The 21,347-nt window shown below is 44.2% G+C and carries 18 protein-coding genes; 10 read left to right on the forward strand and 8 right to left on the reverse strand.

Annotated features, from left to right (window positions below):
• Window positions 1-30 precede the first annotated feature (30 nt).
• The 4 genes from KHN79_RS07455 to KHN79_RS07470 form a co-directional block, all read right to left on the reverse strand.
• Window positions 31-726: a DNA alkylation repair protein gene (locus KHN79_RS07455; protein WP_182007745.1), complete on the reverse strand. Its 696-nt coding sequence runs from the start codon at window positions 724-726 to the stop codon at window positions 31-33.
• The gene (locus KHN79_RS07460; RefSeq protein ID WP_182007744.1) at window positions 713-1,972 is read right to left on the reverse strand and encodes a hypothetical protein; all 1,260 of its coding nucleotides are present in this window, start codon (window positions 1,970-1,972) and stop codon (window positions 713-715) included. The genes KHN79_RS07455 and KHN79_RS07460 overlap by 14 nt, the downstream gene beginning before the upstream one ends.
• Window positions 1,973-2,031: 59 nt before the next feature.
• Window positions 2,032-2,424 carry a hypothetical protein gene (locus tag KHN79_RS07465; RefSeq protein ID WP_182007743.1) on the reverse strand — a complete coding sequence of 131 codons (393 nt, stop codon included), beginning with the start codon at window positions 2,422-2,424 and terminating at the stop codon, window positions 2,032-2,034.
• 131 nt (window positions 2,425-2,555) lie between these two features.
• On the reverse strand, window positions 2,556-3,860 hold the full coding sequence (locus KHN79_RS07470; RefSeq protein ID WP_182007742.1) for a MipA/OmpV family protein: 1,305 nt from the start codon (window positions 3,858-3,860) through the stop codon (window positions 2,556-2,558).
• A 261-nt stretch (window positions 3,861-4,121) separates the two neighbouring features.
• Here KHN79_RS07470 and KHN79_RS07475 point away from each other — a divergent pair, with 261 nt between their 5' ends.
• The 3 genes from KHN79_RS07475 to KHN79_RS07485 all read left to right on the forward strand — a co-directional run bounded on the left by KHN79_RS07475 (window position 4,122) and on the right by KHN79_RS07485 (window position 7,029).
• Window positions 4,122-4,484, forward strand: a complete 363-nt coding sequence (locus KHN79_RS07475; RefSeq protein WP_182007741.1) for a hypothetical protein — start codon at window positions 4,122-4,124, stop codon at window positions 4,482-4,484.
• Window positions 4,485-4,493: 9 nt separating this feature from the next.
• Window positions 4,494-6,443, forward strand: a complete 1,950-nt coding sequence (locus KHN79_RS07480) for an alkaline phosphatase D family protein (protein WP_182007740.1) — start codon at window positions 4,494-4,496, stop codon at window positions 6,441-6,443.
• Window positions 6,444-6,588: 145 nt separating this feature from the next.
• The gene (locus tag KHN79_RS07485) at window positions 6,589-7,029 is read left to right on the forward strand and encodes a TerB family tellurite resistance protein (RefSeq protein WP_182007739.1); all 441 of its coding nucleotides are present in this window, start codon (window positions 6,589-6,591) and stop codon (window positions 7,027-7,029) included.
• A gap of 220 nt (window positions 7,030-7,249) precedes the next feature.
• Here KHN79_RS07485 and KHN79_RS07490 read toward each other — a convergent pair whose 3' ends face one another.
• Window positions 7,250-7,780 (reverse strand): 3'-5' exonuclease, encoded by a 531-nt coding sequence (locus KHN79_RS07490; protein WP_182007738.1) that lies wholly within the window; start codon window positions 7,778-7,780, stop codon window positions 7,250-7,252.
• A 533-nt stretch (window positions 7,781-8,313) separates the two neighbouring features.
• Between KHN79_RS07490 and KHN79_RS07495 the strand changes: the two genes are divergently transcribed.
• The 3 genes from KHN79_RS07495 to KHN79_RS07505 are packed head-to-tail and all read left to right on the forward strand — an operon-like array spanning window position 8,314 to window position 13,788.
• Window positions 8,314-8,946 (forward strand): DUF2760 domain-containing protein, encoded by a 633-nt coding sequence (locus KHN79_RS07495; RefSeq protein ID WP_182007737.1) that lies wholly within the window; start codon window positions 8,314-8,316, stop codon window positions 8,944-8,946.
• On the forward strand, window positions 8,946-10,910 hold the full coding sequence (locus KHN79_RS07500; protein ID WP_182007736.1) for an Hsp70 family protein: 1,965 nt from the start codon (window positions 8,946-8,948) through the stop codon (window positions 10,908-10,910). Before KHN79_RS07495 ends, KHN79_RS07500 begins: the two co-directional genes overlap by 1 nt.
• A 55-nt stretch (window positions 10,911-10,965) precedes the next feature.
• On the forward strand, window positions 10,966-13,788 hold the full coding sequence (locus KHN79_RS07505; protein ID WP_182007735.1) for an Hsp70 family protein: 2,823 nt from the start codon (window positions 10,966-10,968) through the stop codon (window positions 13,786-13,788).
• A gap of 92 nt (window positions 13,789-13,880) precedes the next feature.
• On the opposite strand, the gene KHN79_RS07510 is transcribed toward KHN79_RS07505, so the two are convergent.
• Window positions 13,881-14,075: a hypothetical protein gene (locus KHN79_RS07510; RefSeq protein ID WP_182007734.1), complete on the reverse strand. Its 195-nt coding sequence runs from the start codon at window positions 14,073-14,075 to the stop codon at window positions 13,881-13,883.
• A gap of 93 nt (window positions 14,076-14,168) precedes the next feature.
• Between KHN79_RS07510 and KHN79_RS07515 the strand changes: the two genes are divergently transcribed.
• The 4 genes from KHN79_RS07515 (at window position 14,169) to KHN79_RS07530 (ending at window position 19,518) form a co-directional block, all read left to right on the forward strand.
• Entirely contained in the window at window positions 14,169-14,855 is a 687-nt protein-coding gene (locus KHN79_RS07515; protein ID WP_182007733.1) for a DNA-3-methyladenine glycosylase I, read from the forward strand.
• Between the two features lie 347 nt (window positions 14,856-15,202).
• Window positions 15,203-16,942 (forward strand): ABC transporter transmembrane domain-containing protein, encoded by a 1,740-nt coding sequence (locus tag KHN79_RS07520; protein WP_182007732.1) that lies wholly within the window; start codon window positions 15,203-15,205, stop codon window positions 16,940-16,942.
• Between the two features lie 3 nt (window positions 16,943-16,945).
• Window positions 16,946-18,724, forward strand: a complete 1,779-nt coding sequence (locus KHN79_RS07525; RefSeq protein WP_182007731.1) for an ABC transporter transmembrane domain-containing protein — start codon at window positions 16,946-16,948, stop codon at window positions 18,722-18,724.
• Between the two features lie 245 nt (window positions 18,725-18,969).
• Window positions 18,970-19,518, forward strand: a complete 549-nt coding sequence (locus tag KHN79_RS07530; protein ID WP_182007730.1) for a hypothetical protein — start codon at window positions 18,970-18,972, stop codon at window positions 19,516-19,518.
• Window positions 19,519-19,797: 279 nt separating this feature from the next.
• Here KHN79_RS07530 and KHN79_RS07535 read toward each other — a convergent pair whose 3' ends face one another.
• Together KHN79_RS07535 and KHN79_RS07540 are read right to left on the reverse strand one after the other, a co-directional pair.
• The gene (locus tag KHN79_RS07535) at window positions 19,798-20,004 is read right to left on the reverse strand and encodes a hypothetical protein (protein ID WP_182007729.1); all 207 of its coding nucleotides are present in this window, start codon (window positions 20,002-20,004) and stop codon (window positions 19,798-19,800) included.
• A gap of 104 nt (window positions 20,005-20,108) precedes the next feature.
• Entirely contained in the window at window positions 20,109-21,227 is a 1,119-nt protein-coding gene (locus KHN79_RS07540; protein WP_182007728.1) for an HD domain-containing phosphohydrolase, read from the reverse strand.
• Between the last annotated feature and the right edge of the window lie 120 nt (window positions 21,228-21,347).

Below are 21,347 nucleotides of genomic sequence, written 5' to 3' on the forward strand. Positions count from 1 at the left end.
GGCAAAATTAATTGCAATAAATCACTTGGCTCAATGTTCACTTAACCACTTTAAGCCTTCTCTCTTCGCAAGCCCTTGAATGTTATGTTGGTCAATGAAAGATACAACAGCGGCTGGATTGGTTTTAGAGAATTCACGCAACGCCCAACCGATTGCTTTTTGGATAAAGAACTCTTTATCCGCTTTGTTCTCTTTAATAATCTCAAAAAGAAGTTTTTCGTTGGTCTGCTGTTTGAACTTCAGTTGATAAAGTAATGCCGTACGTCTTAACCAGACGTTGTCTGAAAAGCGCCAACGTCTTATGAACTCGTTAGTTTGCTCGGGATAGTTGATAAATAGCGTGCCGACAATATGAGTAGCTAGCAGATCAACGGTATCCCACCAAGATTTGGTAGTAATTAGCCACTCGACTTCAGGCAAGTAAGTTTCTGGTAGTTGTTTTTTTCGTTTAATTAGCAAATCGATCGCAACCATTTGAAACTCCCTCTGCGGAAGTAACCACAGCTCTCTGATAATGCCAGGTAGCGCTTCTGTTTCAGGAAGTCGTTCTTTTGTAAAAAGAGGCTTCAACGACTCTCTCCTTAACGTCGAAGGAATCCCATAGAATTTAAACTGGTCACGCATGTACTTCTGCATCTGTAATGCTTTGTCGCTACTCGCCATAGGTTCAAGCATTGTTTTAACTGCAGTGTGCCAAGGAACCTCACTACTCTTAGTACAACTCATCCGCATCCTTGGTATGTATTTTTAACATAATAGGCTGATAGCCACCTTGTGTGTGATGTCTTCCCACGACATACATATCACCGTTATTGTTTTTAGTTAAGCTGCCAAAGAGTGCCGGATTGTTTAGTTTATTAAGGTTTAGTTTTGAGGTGTAGCTCATATCTATGGTGGTTTCATAAACTATCCACTCGTAGCGCGCTCTCTTTCCTACGCCAACAAGCAATTCTTCACCATCTATAGTAAATAGTGAAGAAATATAAGCTTTACCATCAGGGTGCATCATGCCCATGTATTGCAACTTTGGATTTGTATCATGAAATGGCGAGATTAAATACAGCCCTCCATCGGCAGTAGTAAAATAGATATTGCCATTTTTCATACTGGTATAAGCGACAATACCATGATGGTGATTAATATTTTTCGACTTATAACTTGGTAGTGGGTATTTAGCGACAACATTCAACTGAGTATCATATTCAATCAACTCTGCTTTAATCTGTTCAGAGTCTATATGGCTCAAGCTGGGTACATAAGCATGTCCGTTCTCATCGACAATAAAGTTTCTTGAAACATGCATATTTACAGAACCTGCAACGACTCTTTTTGTCTCTTCAGTTTTGGTGTCATATTGGTATAAAACATGATCCCAGTAGCCCAATGCATATACATACCTTCCATTGGTATTCACGGCAATGAGAGCTTCCGGTGTAGACATTACATGTTCCCAGTTCTGACTGTCTGGTAATTTTCGCCATAGATGACCGCCCCACAAAGGGTTTACACCTTCGTCTTCCCCTGTCTCATCAAAAGAGCTGAAATAAAGGTAGCCATCATTTGCTTGATAGATTTTGCTGTGGAGTTTATTTTGCCTAGAGCCTTCTTTATAAAGATCGTTATTTTTTAACTCCCGAACCGTATCACCCTGTGAGGTTATCTTTTGTGTTGAAGGGTTATATTGATAGAGGAAGGATGAACCATAATTGCCGTCATGTGACGATACACCAAAGTAGATATTACCGTTATCATCTTTTCCGCTAGCTCCCCATATTGCATCTAAGTCGCTGCTCGTTCTTGGTAGCTCAACGATTTCGACCGCAGGCGCTGCGAATATATCTTCTGGTAATGCGGAGAATACTGTCCCAACCCTGTTTTCAAAACTCCTTGTTGGGAGTTCTAACTCAATCTCTTCTTTCTTTTGTTCACATCCCGTTAGCAAGAGTACTGCTACTGCGAAAATCCATTTCATAAGTTGTCCTTTCAGAGTAAGTTATTAAATCAGTATAGACAGAATAACAACCGTTTCTTTTAACCTGAGGCTTCTAACTCATTGTTTATATTTTCGATAGCATCAATATAAAGTTGTTCTAGCTCTTCCTCTGCCTCTTGCACCATGCTCTCAATCATTGCATCAAAGGCCACGTCGCTGGGTATCTCGATTTCGTCACCGATACTCAGGTCGACAGACTTAACGTAAAGCACTAACCAGCCGTCGCCCTCCATATGCCCCTCTCCGTGAACCACGAAGAAACGCTTGGCGAACTCATCATTAGTGCAGTTAGTTGCCTCGATTTGAATATTAAACGCGGAATCAATACTCATCACACTGATGCCGTCAAACTCATCGGTCGCATTACAAACGGCCTTAACCTTTGCACGATAAACAAAATTCAACTGAGACAGTACGTTTATAGTTTTCATGCAACAGATGATGGGAGAAAATTGAACAAGGAGCAAATCCGACCTGCGTTATTTGCGAAGGTACGAAATTGAATTAGCTAATTAGGCAATCCCCAAACCGGTTCCTTTGGAGGGGATCGGCACCAACTGATTTAGAATTCGTACTGGATGTACATAGTATTGTAGTTACTTCCGCCTTTAATCCGGCCAAACTGAGATGCTTTTTCGAAGATCGCAGAGCGATGATGAAGAGAGTACCCGACCCACATATTATTCCAGGATTTCTTCTTGAACAGATCACCAACGTTAACATCGAATGAAAAATCCAGGTAGTTAAGCAGGTTGCTTGGCGTATATCCCTTCTCTTCCATCTCCGTACCTTCGATATAAGTAACATTATCGATGTACGACATCCCCTCCGCGAGTCCGAAGCGCCACTTCGTCGGCCAATCAAAGGTGTAGTAAGCTTTTATCGCCATTACATACTCAGTGCTGGAAGACTGTACGTCAGACGACCAGTGATGCACCAAACCCGGAGTCAAATAAATATCCAGAGGTAAGCCGAATAGATCGTCAGTTAAAGGGTGCCCGTAAAAAAGCGATGTTAACTGGTTATTGTATTCATCTTTCACACGGTCAAAACGGAAGATATCACCCATATTTGATGGTGTAGCCCATCCATGAGCTACACGTAGATAAGGACGATTTCCCAGACCTGTCTTGTAGTCCTGACCTTTATCATTAAAGAATCCAAAGCCGACAAACACTTCACCCTGATATCGCTCGTCGACCAGGCGGCTGTCGTATGCTGCATTGTCCAAACGAGTAATGCTGGTTTCCCCTAATAAATACAGATTTGATGTGACATGGTAACGAGCCTTAAGTCTTAAGTTGGCGTCAACACCAGCACCGATACTTTCCTTGGTTAACGCCTTAAATGCATAGTACTCACTGTTAAAGTCAGCATCTTTATAACGTACAGTAAACGATGGCGACAATTCCCATTTCCCCAAGTCATAACTTGCCGCAAGACGATAATTAGAGTGGAACTGAAACTCTTCGTCCGTCATCAGTTCTACTTCTGCACGCAAGTTTTCGTCAAAGCTGTAACGAAGTTGGCCTCCGAAATCGACCCGATCCCCTTCAAAGGCATTCTGTACTGACTTCGGAATATCCACGAAACGCATACGCGCGATGGCGCTCGCCTGCCATTCTGACTCCGGGTCATTAAACAGGTACACGCCGCCTTCCGTACCATCAATATAAAAGTGTTCATTTTCAAAAAACATCATGGGTACTAATGTACTCACCGTCGAGTCATCAGTAGACGTGTAAAACGGGATGGATGCAGTGCGGTACATTACTGCGATTCCCCAGTTTTGTTCTTCATCGGCTTGTACAGAAAATGCCGCTACGACAAGAGGTAAAGTTAAGGAAGCTCTTTGTAATCTCTTCATGAGTTATCAATAAAAATTGGTTGAGAAAAAAGCAATCGTTCCCGAATTGCGACTTTTAACTTATGTTCTTTCGATATTAGCCGATACAATGTGAAAAGTTGTCATAAATGTGACAGTACGTCTCATCTATGTTGATAAATTTCCTTGGTATTTCCGAGTTGGATACTCACCCAACGCGGTGAAATGCAAGATATATCGAAAAATCGTCTGCAATAAATAGACTTTTTAGCCCAGCCTGAAATTAACTATAACGAATAAAAAGTGAAAGCATCAGAACTCATTTCCATCCTCAATAGTTTGCCGACCAATACAGACCCAGATATTGTTATGGGAGAAGAGTGGCTACCTGAAAGACTGGTGGAAACACGACTTGACGGCGAACTGTTATTTTTAAACTTTGATAATGCGCCAGATGAGCGTGAAGGAGAGGAAGAAGGTCGTGGTTTTGTTGACCATGAAATTGACCTGATCCGCACCCGCCTGCAACAAGTGCTGGACGAAGACAGTGATAACGCTTCGAAAGCAGACGCGATGCTTGGCTTATTTCTCGCAGGCCACGAACTGAGTAGCTCAGAAGTCATAGAAGCATTAGGGCCTGTTGAACTTGAACAATCCGACAAATAAGGAACCAGTTTGGCTGCATCGTTAGACACTATCCAATCCCCTGACCTTCCTCTTATCATTGCGGGACCCGTTCTCCGTAAAGTGACTTCATCAGAAGTGAACCTCTGGTTAGTCACAACAAAACATTTAGAGGGACATATAGAGGTCAAGGATGGAAATTCTGACAATTCGTATTATTCTGAAGATCTTACTCAACTCACTCAAATTCAGGTTGGCCAACGGGCTTGGGTCTGTTTACTGACTCTCACAGCCGAGTTCCCGACTCATCAACCGCTCAGATATCAACTTCATACGCAAGATGGACTTCTGACAGAGCTGTTGCCTCATATCAATTATGAGCAGGATAACCAAGCACACAAAGGTATAGACTTTGTGATCAGCGAAAAGGCAGACTATGTTCTCCACGGTTCTTGCCGTAACCCACATCACTTCAGTGAAGACGCCCTAGTCGCGGCAGACGCGAAATTAGCCCGCCAAGACGCCGATTCTCGCCCTGACATGCTTATTATGAGTGGTGATCAAATTTACGTAGACCACGTTGCAGGACCGACTCTTGATACCATTGAGCAAGTGATCAATCTATTGGGCTTACCGGATGAACAATTCGAAGAAGCGCCAATAGCAGACACGCAAGCGCTTTATCAACATCCTGATTGTTATTACGGACGCGATAAATTGTTGCCACATTACGTGGATGACGGAAGTCTGTTAAGTAAGTTTCTGCCTAAGCGCGGAATACCGATTTTCAGCTCAAAAGAGTGCGAAAACCACCTAATCAGTTTTGCAGAATGTTTTGCCATGTACTTGTTGGTCTGGTCACCGGCTTTATGGGAATTAATTAACCGAGACCGTTTATTGGATCAACAGTTTAATGTCGGTGGCAAGACATTAGATCCAAACTGGCAGCAACAATGGCGCGATGAGAAAACTCAGATAGATAAGTTCATTGAAGGGTTAGATAACGTTCAGCGCCTGCTTGCGCATATCCCTACCTATATGATTTTCGATGATCATGATGTTACTGATGACTGGAACCTGACCATTGGTTGGGAACAAGCAGCTTACAGTAATCGCTTTTCGAAACGCATTATCGGCAACAGCCTTATTGCATACTGGTTCTGCCAAGGCTGGGGAAACGCGCCGGAAAAGTTTGACGACCGGTTTATGTCTCACCTCAATCGTTTTGTTGAACAAGGTACCCCGGAAGCGCAAGATGCGCTGATTCAGTACTTGTATCGGTTTGAGGACTGGCATTACACCATCCCTACCTCACCTAAAGTTGTGGTATTAGATACCCGAACCCGACGCTGGCGTTCTGAGTCTAAGATGAATAAACCTTCTGGTTTGATGGACTGGGAAGCCATGATTGAGTTCCATCAGGAACTCGTCCACGAAGATAAAGTCATCATTGTGTCTGCTGCCCCCATGTTCGGCGTTAAGTTTATTGAATCAGTACAACGTGTGTTTACTATGTTCGGTAAACCATTAATGGTCGATGCGGAAAACTGGATGGCGCACCCAGGCAGTGCGAACACCCTAATCAGTATCTTTACTCATACCAAAACGCCAACAAACTTTGTTATTTTGTCTGGCGATGTCCACTACTCTTTTGCCTATGACATCAAATTACGTTACCGGAAAAACAGCCCTAATATCTATCAGATCACTTGTAGCGGTATCAAAAATCAGTTTCCAACACGGCCACTGACCGTATTTGATGCATTGGACAGAATGCTTTACAGCCCGCGCTCACCGTTGAACTGGTTTACAAAACGTAAGCGACTAAAAATATATAAACGAGCACCAAGTACGCACAATTTCTACCGTTTGGTTAACCACAGTGCCATCGGAGAGTTACACCTCGCTGATAATGGTAAGCCCAGCCAAATCAGTATATTAACCGGGGACAATAAAGAGGTTCATTTTCCGCCGACGAAAAGTCAGAATGAGCTGAAATAAGGCGTGAAACCGAGAGAACTTGAACTAAGGCGCGTCAAGCTTCGTAAAAAGTGCTCCAAAGATTGTTACATTTCTGGCAACAAACCTTGAGATTTGCAGATTCAGTGACCATCTTAACTAAATAGTAAACAGCCTGGAGCTCTATATGTTCAATTCTCTTACTTCTCTATTTAAGCAGCTGCTAGATGGTTCAGACTTAACTCAGGCCAATACTTTGTCACCTAACATGGCCATTGCCTGCTTACTCTGTGAAGTTTCCGGTGCTGACCATAACGTTGATGAAAAAGAGCAAGAAACAAAACACTCGTTACTGATGAAGTTGTTGTCACTGAGCGCAGAAGAGGCAACACAATTACTAGATCAAGCCACACTGAAAACAAAAGAAGCGACGTCTTTATATGACTTTACTTCTCATCTCCGGGAACTGAGTCAGGACACCCGATACAACCTGATTAAAAGCATGTGGGAAGTAGCGTACGCTGACGGTGAAATCGATCCGCTTGAAGACGCCGTGATTCGAAAAACTGCAGAGTTGCTGTATGTCGACCACCATGATTTTATTCGTGCTAAGCTGCAAACGCAGTAACTTAATTTATCGTATCTAGGTCAATAAAAAACGCGCTTAAAGCGCGTTTTTTTTTATATGGAAGCCAACGTGTTGTTATTATCCACTATGAATTAGTGGCCAAGATTGAAATCTGTTAACAGAGCCTAAACTAAATCCTTCAGATGACAGAAAAACAACAGTTAGATTACAAAATCGTTACGAGGCAAACTCTTATTCACTCAGTTGACTAGCTTAGTATTTAAAGCATCGTCAGCGCGAGCTTTGCTAAGTTATAAGCATCAACATAGCCCGAGTGCTGACGACCTTCCCAGTCAATCCCTTTAGCTTCCTGAGCCGCGCGATGACCGATACGCTTATCTTTAAGGCGGTTTTGAATTCGGTAAAGTGTTGCTAAGTTAATAAACTCGGTAAACGGAGCCTCAATCCCCTTCTGCTCACACTCGTCCAGCAAAATTTTGTCATCTCTGCCCCATGACGCGTAAATTTTGTTACGGCCGCCGAAATTCTTAACCATGGATTTCAGTACTTCTTCGAGTGGACGTCCTTGCTTCTCGATTTTACGTGGCGTGATACCGGTTAACTCAGCACAAAATAGAGAGACTTCGTCATGCTCAGGCCTAACGTAATATTGAGCTCGTTTAACAATCTCACCTTTAGACAAATCTATTTCAGCTAACCCGACTTCGATGATCTCACCTGTACGACCGACGCCATTTTCGTTCCAGCAGCACATTTCTAAATCGAAGCACACAATGCGGTTATGGTTCATAGCTTGTCTTGATTCCTAACTTAGATTTGAAAGCGCAAGATTCTACCTCAATGGCATCTAAATCTCGAATTTGCTCGCTGAATAAATCACCACTTGCACGGTTTAGCCACCACTTTCTAATCTTAGTTAAGGTTATTGCCCGTTTTGTAAGCATGTATACCTAGGATCTGTAACGACTAAACATGTCGGAAGTAGTTAATCAACAAGCCATTACGTAAAGCAGGTCTGGTTTATAATCTCATATAGAATTTCGATATGTGTATTGATGTTGCTAATACAAATGGATACCACTGTTTGAGCAAATAGTGTGCATACAACGCACACGAGTCTAAAAAGCTTGCTTCAATTGTTGGTTTTTCACGCTAGTCGTACAGCAAATTCAGAATTATTGCAGCGTTAAGCCTTGAATATGCTAACATCCGCCATCATTTTAGTGTCTAAACTTGGTGTAAGATCTCAAAATCGTTCATTAATAGTAAATACTTTGAACTAATACTTAACACCATAAAATCAATAGAAAGAGAAAAAACATCATGAACATTGATTTGAACCTAATTCCTCAAACGTTCGACATGCTTCACGCAGGTCTTGCAGCGTCGAGCGCGTTACTTCTTCTGATTGCGGTATCACGCAAATCTAAAGTAATCGAAAAAGTGGTAGAAAAGCCGGTCGAAAAAATTGTCGAAGTGGAAAAACCAGTCGAAAAGATTGTTGAAGTTGAAAAAGTCGTTGAAGTAGAGAAAGTCGTAGAAAAAGTCGTTGAGGTAGAATCCAAACTTGCAACAGCATCTACCGACTCTGCGATGCAACTGCTTTCTATTATGCAACAAGAAGCTCGCCTGATTGACTTTCTGCAAGAAGACCTCACTTCATTCTCAGATGAAGAAGTGGGTGCAGCAGCTCGTGTTATCCACACTGGCGGCAAAAAAGTATTAAACGATTACGTAACACTTGCACACGTACGTAATGAGGATGAAGAAACTCGTATCACTGTTGAAGAAGGCTTCAACTCACAACAAATCCGTTTGACAGGCAACGTAACAGGTAGCGCACCTTTTCATGGCACTCTTGTTCACAAAGGTTGGAAAGCAACCTCTATGAACCTACCTAAACTGGCTGAGAACTACGATGCGTCTGTGATCGCCCCTGCTGAGGTTGAGCTCTAATGGAAGATATGAATCAAGAAAATCCTTCTCAAGAAGAAAACATCCAAGAAACTTCGGAGCATCAGTCTCCTAAATTTAGCGTTGGTATCGACTTGGGTACCACCCACTGTGTTATGTCATTCGTTGACGCTCACGATGAAGACGCTCGTGTTGAAGTCATGCCGATTCCACAGTTGACGGCACCTGGTACGGTAGAGACGCACAGCCAATTAGGCTCGTTTTTATACCAACCCCACGAGCACGAAATGAATCCGCAGTCTCGCGTACTGCCTTGGTCAAGTGAACCTAAAGCATTGGTGGGAGCCATTGCCCGTAACCTGGGCTCAAAAACCCCAATTCGTTTGGTTGCCAGTGCAAAATCCTGGCTTTGCCACGCTGGTATAAACCGTCGTGATGCATTCCTTCCGGCAGGCAGTCCTGAAGAAGTAGAAAAAGTATCACCGCTTCGTGCCACTGAACTTTACCTAGAACATTTAAAAGACGCCTGGAATCACACTCATCCAAATCACAAACTGGCAGATCAGGATGTAACGATTACTGTTCCTGCGTCGTTCGACCCTGCAGCACGCGATCTCACCGCTGAAGCGGCGCGTAATGTTGGTTTTTTGCACCTGACTCTATTAGAAGAGCCTCAGGCAGCACTGTATAACTGGATCGACAACAGCAATGATAAATGGCGTGATGAAGTTGAAGTCGGCGACATCGTTCTGGTTGTTGATATCGGCGGCGGTACCACTGACCTTTCTTTAGTTGAAGTTACTGAAGAAGAAGGCAACCTGACTCTCAATCGTATCGCAGTAGGTGAACATATCCTACTTGGCGGTGACAACATGGATCTTGCTCTTGCGTACCGCTTGAAAATGAAGCTGGCGCAAGATGGTAAAGAGCTACAACCGTGGCAGATACAGGCGATGACGCACGCGTGTCGTGATGCGAAAGAAGCACTATTGAACGACAGTGATCTACAATCTGTGCCAATTGTGGTTCCTAGCCGTGGCTCTAAGCTGCTAGGTGCAACGCTGAAAACAGAACTGACCCAGGAAGAAGTGCAGCAAACGCTGGTTGATGGTTTCTTCCCGAAAGTTGCGGTGTCTGACCACCCTGTCCAGCGTAATCGTGGTGCACTGACACAAATGGGGCTGCCTTACGCACAAGATGCTGGGATCACTCGTCACATTGCCGCATTCTTGTCTAAGCAGGCAAATGCGCTAAGTGGTGCGGAACCAACAGCAGATCAAGAGCATAATCCATTCGCTAACATGCCTGGTATGCCAGGCGCTGACACGAATCAATCAGCTGATTTCATCAAGCCAACGGCTATTCTGTTTAACGGTGGCGTATTAAAGTCGACATTATTGGCTTCTCGCTTAGAAGAAACCATTAATGAATGGTTAATCGAAGCAGATACCGAAATGGCAAAACGTCTGACTGGTGTTGATCTTGACCTTGCAGTCGCAAGCGGTGCAGCTTACTACGGCTCAGTTCGCCGTGGCCAGGGTGTTCGTATCCGTGGTGGTATTGCTTCGGCTTATTATGTTGGTATTGAAAGTGCGATGCCAGCGATTCCGGGTATGGCTCCTCCTATGGAAGCACTTTGTGTGGCTCCATTTGGTATGGAAGAAGGTTCTGACGTGGATGTACCAAGCCAGGAGTTCGGTTTGGTCATCGGCCAACCGGTTAACTTCCAGTTCTTCGGCTCAACCGTTCGTCGTGAAGATCTGGCAGGTACCCATCTGGATCATTGGGCACCGGAAGAACTTGAAGAGCTTCCGGAGATTCAGGTAACGCTACCAGTTTCCGAAGGCCGTAGTGAAGGTGAAGTAGTTCCTGTTACTTTAGCTTCTCGCGTTACTGAACTTGGTACGCTTTACCTAGAAGCCATTGCCACCGATAACGGTCAAAAATGGCACGTTGAGTTCGATGTGCGTGAAGACGCGAAAAGCGACTCAAACGAAGAAGAATAAGTAAAAATCAAACGGCATCCAAACGGGTGCCGTTTTTAAATTCGCGAAGGTTTGTATGACATCTCCTCGTTTCCTTGTTGGTATTGACCTTGGCACCACAAACACTGTGGTGGCTTACTGTGAAATCACTGACAACCTTGAACAATCCGAAGTATCCCTATTTGACATTGACCAATTGATTGGCCCCGGTGAAGTGGTTCGTAAACCACTGTTACCCTCTTTCCGCTACCACCCTGCAGTAGGGCAAATCTCCCCGTCTGACCTAACGCTCCCTTGGGAAATCGAACCCGTTTCCGGCGATATCAAAAACGTCATTGTTGGTGAGTGGGCTCGTGAGCTAGGCGCAAAAGTAGAAGGCCGCCAGGTATCCAGTGCGAAAAGCTGGTTATCACATCAAGCCGTCGATCGTAGCTCAGATATTCTTCCTTGGGCCGGCGCGCAAGACGTTGATAAAGTTTCGCCGGTTATTGCCAGCGCAAGTTATCTCAATCACATTCGACAAGCGTGGAATTACCGTCATCCAAGCAACAAGCTGGAAGATCAAGACGTGGTGGTTACTGTGCCCGCATCGTTCGATGAAACAGCACGCAAACTTACGCTTGAAGCCGCAGAACTGGCAGGCTTGAAAAAAATTGTACTGCTCGAAGAACCACAAGCGGTATGTTACGACTGGTATGCCCGCCATCAACAAACTGCAGCGGATGAGCTAAAAGAGCTGCCACTAATCCTCGTATGCGATGTGGGTGGCGGTACAACCGACTTGAGTTTGATTGAAGCCCGCTTTAACGAAGGTGATTTAGCACTGGACCGTATTGGCGTTGGTGAACACTTGATGCTGGGTGGCGACAACCTCGACTTGGCATTGGCGCATCTGGCGGAAAGTCGCCTTTCTTTAAGTAACGGGGAACAAAACAAGAAACTGACAGCAGCAAGCCTGACTAAGCTGATTCAGCAAACCCGCAAAGCGAAAGAAGACCTGCTTTCTGCAAATGCTCCCGAAGAAGTAAAAATTACCATGCTAGGCAGCGGCTCAAAACTACTTGGTGGTACGAAGAGTATTGCGCTGAGCAAAGAAGAAGTTCATCAAATAGCACTTGACGGATTCTTCCCTCTTTCCGATTTCAGTGAAGTGCCAGACAAGCGGCGTAGTGCGGTCGTAGAGTTCGGACTGCCTTATGTTGCTGACCCCGCGGTTAGTAAACACGTCGCGGAATTTCTTTCTCAACATCAACAAGTCTCCCGCGCTGCACTTGGCATCGAAGACGAAAAACAAAACGCAATTCCGGTTGGCTTACTACTTAATGGTGGTGTGTTTAACAGTGATCTTGTCACGCAGCGTGTCACCACCCTGCTCTCTGACTGGCGCAGCGCACCTGTCACTGTTTTGGATAACCCACATCCTGATTGGTCAGTCGCGCTTGGTGCAGTGGCGTTCGGTAAAGCTCGTCGTGGCGCACAACTAAAAATAGGTGGTGGCGCAGCTCGTTCATACTTCTTGCACCTTCAAGAAAAAAACAAGATGGGCAAAGCCCTTTGTTTACTTGCAAAAGGTACAGAAGAAGGTCATGAAATTCGCCTGAGCGGGCGTCGCTTTTCTCTCACACTTGGTGAACCAGTCCGCTTTAACCTGCTTACTTCAACGCATGACACTCTCACTAACAACACCGCTATTCAGAATGGTGTCATGGTTGATGTCGACCCAGACTTATTTCAACCTCTGCTGCCATACATCACCACACTAGAAGGTGAAGGCGCAGCGCTGCATGCGAATCAGAAAGAGCGTGTTGAAGTACAACTTGCTTGCCAGTTGACTGAAGTGGGCACACTCAAGATGGAATGTGTCAGCGCAGAAGACGACAGCAAACGCTGGGGATTGGAGTTTGAAGTTCGTAATAAGCAAGCAGACGGCAGTGAAGAAGCCGAACTTCATCCAAGACTGAATGAATGTAAAGAACTGGTTGCTCGCCTGTACAGTGGCAACAAGAAAAGTGCCGACAGCAACGAAATCAAAACGCTAGCCAAAGATCTTGAGAAGCGATTGGGCAAGAGAGACGAATGGGATTTCACTACCCTACGTCAACTGTTCGATACCTTTGCTCAAGGCAGAAAACGTCGCCGCCGCTCAGAGCAACATGAGAAAAACTGGCTTCGTCTTGCAGGTTTTGCATTGCGTCCTGGCTTTGGTGATGCGACTGACTCTTGGCGTATTGAACAAGTCTGGGGTCTCTATCAACAGAACATTCAGTTTAAAAACCATCAAGGATGGACTGACTGGTGGGTTTTCTGGCGTCGTATCGCCGGCGGACTGAGCCAGGAACAGCAAGAAACCATTCTGGCTGACATCGCCAAATATTTACATCCCGGCGCAATGAAAAACCCTCAATCAGCTAAAGCGGCACAAGAGATGGGTTACGAATCCATGGTGCGCCTGTCAGCTTCTCTTGAACATCTCGAAGTTGAAGATAAAGTCCTGCTAGCAACCTGGTTCCTGAGCAAAGCCATTAATCACAATCAGTTTCAGCAAGGCCATTGGTGGGCATTGGGCCGTCTGGCATCGCGTACGCCGCTTTACGGCAGTCAACACAACGTGATTCCACGTGAACAAGCAGAACAGTGGCTTCCTAAATTGTTAGAACAAAACTGGCAAAAAGAACCAATGATTGCCTTTGCAGCAGTGATGATTTGTCGTAAAACCGGAGACCGATTGTTCGATATTTCAGATGACTACCGTGTGCAGGTTCTGGCAAAGCTGAAACAAAGTAAAGTGCCTGATTCCTGGGTTTCTTTGGTTGAAGAAGTGAAAGAGCTTTCCGAAAGTGAATCGAAACGTGTCTTTGGTGATGCTCTGCCAAATGGTTTAACGCTCGTTCATCACTAAACCCTGCCTGCAGAAAATAGATATGCCCCAAACGCACAACGCCCTTCTCACTGAAGGGCGTTGTTTTATCTCACTTGCTCAACAAACGCGTGTTAGTTCATTTCTGTTGTAATCACCACATCGCGCGTCTCGTTATCCATATCGCTGATTCCGACCACTGAGACCTCGCGATCTGATAGAGTTTCAATCAAGCTGTCTTCTAATCCGCCATCGGCTAACCATTCATAAAATTTATCTGCGACGCGCTCCGAACCTTCTCCAACAAACGTTAATGTGACCTTCTTCATTTGTGACACTCCATCAATTTGCGATTCAGCCACTTAAGCGTAGTATGTTTGGCATGTATACCCAAGTGACTTCACCATGGACAAATTTCTAATATGAGTATCGAAAGATTTGACGACATTTACCAACGCGCTGCCGAGCGTAAAGGTGGTGACGACCAACTTGAAGACCTGCTTACGCTGCCGCTAAGTAAAGAAGAACTAGCGGCAATCCCTAACGATCGCTGGTTAGCGGCATTTTCAATGAAAGTATTCCAGAGCGGTATTTCCTGGAGTGTAGTACGTAAGAAATGGCCTAACTTTGAAGAAGTCTTTTTTGGCTTCAAAATCGAACCATTACTGATGCTCTCAGACGAACAATGGGAAGCGAAGGCAACCGACGCACGTATTATTCGTCATCACGCCAAAGTTATGTCTATCCCTGCCAACGCACGCATGATCCATGAAGCTACTATCGAATATGGTTCTTTCGGGAAAATGGTTGCAGACTGGCCGCAAGAAAAGATTACTGAGCTTTGGAGCTATCTGAAAAAGCACGGAAACCGCTTAGGTGGTAATACCGGGCCGTATACGTTACGCACGATGGGCGCTGATACTTTTATTATCTCCAACGACGTCGAGTCTTACCTTCGTAACTGCAAGATCATCGAAGGCGGTAAAGACACTAAAAAGTCACTGGATGCGGCGACCAAAGCGTTTATGCAGTGGAAGCAAGAAAGTGGCAGAAGCTTAACGGAAATCAGCCAAATCATTGCATTCAGCACCGGTGATAACCGAATCTAACACATACCTAAGCTCGGTTTTCTAATCCAATGATACCGAGCTTTGTTATCTCTAAATACTATCAAACCTTCCTCTAGCACATATAAAACGTATACTTAACTCACTTTTTCTCCTCTTTGAGCGTTGATTTCTATCAAGCTAGCTAAAATGGCAAATTAACATCATTTTCACATAATCTTGTTACACTGCTGGGTTGCAGCAATAAAACGAATATTTCCATAGAGCAAATATTCAAAATCGAAACATTGTATCGTTTTTGGGTCTGCCTACTATTTGTGCTTGTAAACTTCCCATTTCGTTCAATAATGGTTCCATAACAATTTCAATAATTTAAGTCGGGAGGCGGGATGAGGATTTTCTGGCAGCTACGTTGGTATTTCAAACAAAAGTGGAAACACTATGTTGGCTCAATTTTATTACTGGCACTGATATCTGTCCTCCAATTGATACCACCAAAAGCAGTTGGGGTTATCGTTGATGGTGTTGTCGATAACACTTTAGACACAAATACCCTAGTTATGTGGCTGTTAGGCCTTACTGCTATATTTATCACAATCTATATCTGCCGAATTCTCTGGCGTATTTGGCTGTTTGGCGCAAGCTGGGAGCTGGGCACTATCCTGCGGAACAAACTATATCGCCACCTTTCAACCCAGCCTCCCCGCTTTTTCGAACGTTACAAAACCGGCGACTTAATGGCTCGCGGCACCAATGACGTGAGAAACATAGTAATGACCGCCGGCGAAGGTGTGCTTACCGCCGCAGATTCCTTAATTACAGGCATCGCAGTACTTATTGTTATGGTGACGCAGGTGAGCTGGAAACTCACGGTAATGGCACTACTGCCTATGCCGTTTCTTGCGATCATCATTTTCTATATTGTGCGAATTCTTCATCAGCGCTTCCGCATTGCACAGGAAGCCTTCTCTACGATGTCAGATATGACTCAAGAATCGTTAAACGGCGTACGCATGCTGCGTGCTTTCGGGTTAGAAAAACAAGAACAACAACGTTTTGAAGATGTCGTAGACGACACAGGTGCAAAAAACATTGCGGTTGCGCGTGTAGATGCGCGTTTTGATCCCGCGATTCAACTGACTATCGGACTCTCGTTCTTGCTTAGCATTGCTGCAGGTGCTTATCTGGTCGACAAGGGAGAGATCTCCCTTGGTGATTTAACTGCTTTCACCATGTACCTCGGTCTGATGATTTGGCCAATGTTGGCATTTGCGTTTCTGTTTAATATTTTAGAACGTGGCTCTGCGGCCTGGAATCGCCTGCAGGAGATTTTTGATGAAAAACCGGAAATTGTCAGTGGTCATATCCCACTGCAAGACAAACCTCTGCCACTAAAAATTGATATTAATGCGTTTCATTGGTCGGGTGATTTGCCTCCGGCTTTAGCTGATATCGATGTGACGCTAGAACCAGGAAAGATGCTTGGTATTGCAGGTCCAGTGGGAAGTGGTAAATCAACCTTGTTAACTCTGCTTCTTCGTCAGCACGATTTAGAAAACGGCACGATTAAATTTGGTGATGTATCAATTAAAGACGCTCAGCTGCCACAATGGCGAAACCGTTTTGCCGTGGTGAATCAAAGCCCGTTTCTGTTTTCGAAATCGATCTTCGACAACATCGCATTAGGTAGTCCAAATGCGTCTAAAGAAGATGTTTACCGTGCAGCGAAACTGGCTTGTATTCATGATGACATAGAGAAGTTTCCAGATGGATACAACACCGAAGTTGGCGAGAAAGGCATTACACTTTCAGGCGGTCAGAAACAGCGTATTGCAATTGCACGAGCAATGCTACTCAATGCTCAGGTACTTGTTCTCGATGACGCGCTATCTGCCGTCGATGGTCGAACAGAACACCAGATCCTGAAGAACCTTGAAACACACTATCGTGATCAAGCCCTGATTGTTATTGCGCACCGCTTAACGGCACTCAAAGCCGCAGATGAGATTATCGTTTTAAATCACGGTCACATTACCGAGCGCGGTCGTCATTCTCTATTAGAACAGAACCAAGGGTGGTACGCAGAAATGTTACAGTACCAAAAATTAGAACAGGCAATGGAGGAGTAACAGATGAAACAGACGAGTACATTTAAGCGGTTGTTATCTTATCCATTGTCTCAGCCCAAACCTATGCTCAAGGGATTAGCGTTACTGTTTATCGCAGCATTAGCAAGCGCAGGCGGGCCCTGGTTAATTCAGTATTTTATTGATGAACACATTGCTAAAGGTGATTACTCGCACAGTGTTTTGATCACGCTAGCCGCAGGTTACATTTCGCTTCAGATAATTTCAGCGACGTTCCAATACTTCCAGTCACTGCAGTTCAGTCTTGTCGCAACAAACACGATTAAGACGATTCGTAAACAAGTGTTTTCCGGAGTAATCAAGCAGCCACTTTCGGCTTTCGATTACACTCCAGCGGGTAAACTGGTCTCTCGAATCACCAATGATACTGAGTCACTCCAGCAGTTCTACGAGCTTTTAATCGCAACTGTGGTTAAAAACGCAGTCATGATACTCGTAATGTTGGGCGTCATGTTCTTTATGAGCTGGCAACTGACTCTGGTTGTGCTTGTTCTGCTGCCAATAGTGATTGGCTTTATGTACCTGTTTAAGAAGCTCAGTACGGAGAGTTATCGTAGAATGCGTGACTTGCTCACGGACATTAACGCTAACTTGAGTGAATCAATTCAAGGTATGAGTGTAATTCAGCTGATGCAGCAAGAGGAACGTTTTAACAAGCAGTTTAACGAGCTCACTGCAGAGCATCTGGTTGCGTCTAAGCAAGTCATTCGTCTAAACGGCTACCTACTGCGACCGTTGATGGATCTGTTAGCGGGTCTGGCTCTGATGAGTTTAGTGGCTATATTTGGCTTCAATGGCGTTGAGATGATTGGTGTTGGTGTACTATATGCGTTCATCAGTTACCTGGCTCGTGTTACTGAACCATTGATTGAAATGACTCAGCAACTTGCCCTACTGCAACAGGCATTAGTTTCAAGCGAGCGTGTTTTCGAACTTATTGATGCGAAAGAACAAACTTATGGTGACGATAACCAAGAACTTCAAACTGGATCAATTGCAATCAAGAACCTGACGTTTAGCTACGATGGCAAACAAGATGTCTTAAAAGGTGTCTCACTGGAAGCTGCTCATCAGGATTTCATCGCACTGGTTGGCCATACCGGTAGTGGTAAAAGCACCCTTGCCTCGTTGCTAATGGGCTTTTACCCGACTGAAATAGGCGAACTGATGATTGATGGCCGTCCACTCAAGACCTTAGCGAAGCACGTTTTGCGTCAAGATGTAGCTATGGTTCAGCAAGATCCTCATATTCTTCCGGATACCGTGCGAGAGAACATTTCATTGGGACGTTCGGTAGACGATACCGAGATTTGGGATGCACTAGATAAAGTAGGATTGTCTGAACAAATCCGTCGCTACCCTAACGGGTTGGATACTCAGTTAGGTCAGGGTGAAACCAACCTTTCTGCGGGTCAGAAGCAGCTACTTGCTTTAGCTCGAGTACTGGTAGCTAAACCTAAGATTCTCATTTTAGATGAAGCAACGGCTAACATTGACTCTGGCACCGAAGCACTGATTCAAAAAAGCTTGTCGGTACTGCGTCAGAATATGACACTCGTCGTTATCGCTCACCGACTCTCTACCATTCTGGACGCAGACCAAATAGTCGTTCTCCACCATGGTGATTTGGTAGAAAAAGGAACGCACAAATCGCTTCTTTCTCAGAACGGACGCTACTCGCAAATGTACCAGTTACAGCAAGCGAGTCGGCATCTTCAAGAAATTGAGGAAGAAGAGGCAAATCAGTTGGAAGTGGCTGTCTGAAATAACCACCCGTGAACAGTTTTACCCAAATAACCTCAAGATTCATTTCCTGATGTTATTTGGGCCTTCATATCGATAAACGACATTAATTTTCTATTTCCTTGCCAATTATTGACATAACCACTCGCTAAGTAACCCGATGTCGTTGTAAAATCATCAATAAATTCAGCCTGCCTATTTAAATAGTGTTTGTTGGGCTGCATACATCATTCTAATTTTGCGTATTATTCTCACGACTGAAGTCAATGGACAAAGATAAGTTTACTAATATTTATCGTTTACCAGGCTCGATTCAAATTCGAATTGGTAAATGGCAAAAAACCTTTCGTGGTACGTCTGATTTAGTTTTACATCAGGCGTTAATGGAACGTAACAAACAATTCAAGAAACCAGACTTTCTTCCTAAAGGCTGGTGTATTGCTCCAATTGATGAAAAAGACATCACCGTTACGCATCACGGCAAATACATTCAGACGGTTATGAGAACCATGCTAGACAGAAAAGTCTCTTATAAAAGGCTTTTCCTCTCCCGCATGAGTGAAGATCAAGCTGAGAAAGTGCTTCGTGAATATAAGTTGGAGTGGGTCAGGAAACACAATCAAATCGCGAAAAAGTACAACCAGATTAAGAAAAAGCAGTACATGAACTTCTCAAGAGAAGAAGAGGAAACACTCTACCCTTCTATTCCTAAAGGCGAATTTGACAAGTCATTGTGGAATAAACTGGTTGTCTCTTCATTTGGTCCAGCTAAGAAATACAAAAACCCACACTACGTCCGTAAAGCGGACTTTTAATTTCATGCTATAAATGAGCAGTGACAGCGTTTTGTCACTGCTCTTATTCCTCCGCAAAGCACCCATCGTACGTATCGCTGAACACATTTGGAATCGAATCCAGGCTTTTGTATATGTCCAACCGCACGACTCCAGCCCTTTAATTTGCCTAAGGTAGCAAACTAGAAGCCCTCTGTTTAATAAGACATTACAACAGCGAGCTTGCATTCAACATTTTACTTGTGAGAGATGCTGCGGCATTGATAAAACGAATGAAAGCCGCAACGATGACAGATCGGATTAATGATGAGAGTCGGCGCGAAACTCTACTTCCTTATAGATATCAGCCAGTGATTTTTCTTTTGCTGAGCGCGCTCTCTTTGGTTGGTAATGATACTCTTGATCCTGCAATGCTTGTTCATGCTCTTTGGCTGACTCAACAAACTCAGGGTTCGCAAGTGCTTGTTGGCGTAAGCGGTTTACTCTTTCAATGGTTTCCCACAGCATACTTCACCTCCAAACTAATCTAAACCACAACACTGTTTATACATACAGTATTGTTTATGAATTTCCCCTAGTCAATATTTCTGCTCCTTTAATTTTCGTAGAATTTAAACCGAACTAGTACAGTGCTCAGGATACTTTTGAATAATTTGTTTTAGATAGACTTGGTGATCGCGTAAAACGTTGACACACTCGCCAGACAACAGACCTTCTTGTACCCATTTCTCTAGCTCAATTAATGCATACGGAATAGACCACGCCTGACGATGTGGATGATGTGTGGTCAATACATCGAATGAATTTGCTACAGCAACAATTTGCGCTGCGATTGGAATATCTTGCTCTTCTAATCCATACGGGTAGCCAGAGCCATTTAAGTTCTCATATTGATAGCTTACGATTTGCATGAAGAGCTCTACGCTCGGATGGACAGGGCTACCAATATTAGCAACGATAGCTCTAGCAGATTCGATACACTGCTCTATATGCTGAACTAATACCTCTTCTTGCTCTTTACTGAAATGAGTACGATAACAAGCAATATCTATTGGAAGTCTCGTATCACTTACAGCATGAAACTGCGCAAAAATACCGATTTGCTCAACGATTTCATCCGTCAGTTGATGACGCTCAGCAACTTTAGCCGCTATCAACTGGGCGTAGAGTCGCATGCGTCTGGCGTGCGCGTAGCACTCAGGGCAGTAGCCCGCCATCATGCTGTGTTTTCGATCCAATTGTCGTTCTATCTCATGAACAACGTGATCTTCCGATTCAACTGCGAATTCAACCATATCGATATAAGGTTTAAGGCTATCAAGTGCTTCTAACTTAAATGAACCAGGCTGCACTGAATTTAGAAAGACAAAACCAGAGAATGCTTTATTTTCGTAGCATGGAATTGCAACAGATGACCGATAGCCATGTTTTAGTAAGGTTTTAACACGTGAGTTTTGGTCAATCTCGTACAGGTCATCGACGACACGTGGAGTCCCAGTTTGGGAGGCAGCATATAAGTGAGGAAGTTTACGCAGAGGAGCTTCAAAGTGGGCTAAGTCCCAATTATCAAATTCAGTGTCCGCGAAGGATTTGAGCATATCTTGTTGGGGGTGATATTTTGCGAATGACACCCTATCAATGCAGGGTAAATGAGCCTGCATTCTATTTTTCAACGCTTGCAGCTGCTCATTTAGCGGTTTTGCAAACGGGTAAAAACTACGGTGTGTCATACTTTTACTCCCCAGTCATGCTTGTTACTAGGCGAAAAAGCTCATTATTATTAGCAACTTTATTGTGTTATCAGAGCAACTTTTCTCCACTCAAATTTTTGATACACCACAACATAAGTG

Source organism: Vibrio sp. B1FLJ16, assembly GCF_905175385.1.
GTDB lineage: Bacteria > Pseudomonadota > Gammaproteobacteria > Enterobacterales > Vibrionaceae > Vibrio.

Coding starts and splice junctions, on each gene's coding strand:
- KHN79_RS07455 (WP_182007745.1), bottom strand. CDS start 726: ATGAGTTGTACTAAGAGTAGTGAGGTTCCTTGGCACACTGCAGTTAAA.
- KHN79_RS07460 (WP_182007744.1), bottom strand. CDS start 1,972: ATGAAATGGATTTTCGCAGTAGCAGTACTCTTGCTAACGGGATGTGAA.
- KHN79_RS07465 (WP_182007743.1), bottom strand. CDS start 2,424: ATGAAAACTATAAACGTACTGTCTCAGTTGAATTTTGTTTATCGTGCA.
- KHN79_RS07470 (WP_182007742.1), bottom strand. CDS start 3,860: ATGAAGAGATTACAAAGAGCTTCCTTAACTTTACCTCTTGTCGTAGCG.
- KHN79_RS07485 (WP_182007739.1), top strand. CDS start 6,589: ATGTTCAATTCTCTTACTTCTCTATTTAAGCAGCTGCTAGATGGTTCA.
- KHN79_RS07490 (WP_182007738.1), bottom strand. CDS start 7,780: ATGAACCATAACCGCATTGTGTGCTTCGATTTAGAAATGTGCTGCTGG.
- KHN79_RS07495 (WP_182007737.1), top strand. CDS start 8,314: ATGAACATTGATTTGAACCTAATTCCTCAAACGTTCGACATGCTTCAC.
- KHN79_RS07500 (WP_182007736.1), top strand. CDS start 8,946: ATGGAAGATATGAATCAAGAAAATCCTTCTCAAGAAGAAAACATCCAA.
- KHN79_RS07505 (WP_182007735.1), top strand. CDS start 10,966: ATGACATCTCCTCGTTTCCTTGTTGGTATTGACCTTGGCACCACAAAC.
- KHN79_RS07510 (WP_182007734.1), bottom strand. CDS start 14,075: ATGAAGAAGGTCACATTAACGTTTGTTGGAGAAGGTTCGGAGCGCGTC.
- KHN79_RS07515 (WP_182007733.1), top strand. CDS start 14,169: ATGAGTATCGAAAGATTTGACGACATTTACCAACGCGCTGCCGAGCGT.
- KHN79_RS07520 (WP_182007732.1), top strand. CDS start 15,203: ATGAGGATTTTCTGGCAGCTACGTTGGTATTTCAAACAAAAGTGGAAA.
- KHN79_RS07525 (WP_182007731.1), top strand. CDS start 16,946: ATGAAACAGACGAGTACATTTAAGCGGTTGTTATCTTATCCATTGTCT.
- KHN79_RS07530 (WP_182007730.1), top strand. CDS start 18,970: ATGGACAAAGATAAGTTTACTAATATTTATCGTTTACCAGGCTCGATT.
- KHN79_RS07535 (WP_182007729.1), bottom strand. CDS start 20,004: ATGCTGTGGGAAACCATTGAAAGAGTAAACCGCTTACGCCAACAAGCA.
- KHN79_RS07540 (WP_182007728.1), bottom strand. CDS start 21,227: ATGACACACCGTAGTTTTTACCCGTTTGCAAAACCGCTAAATGAGCAG.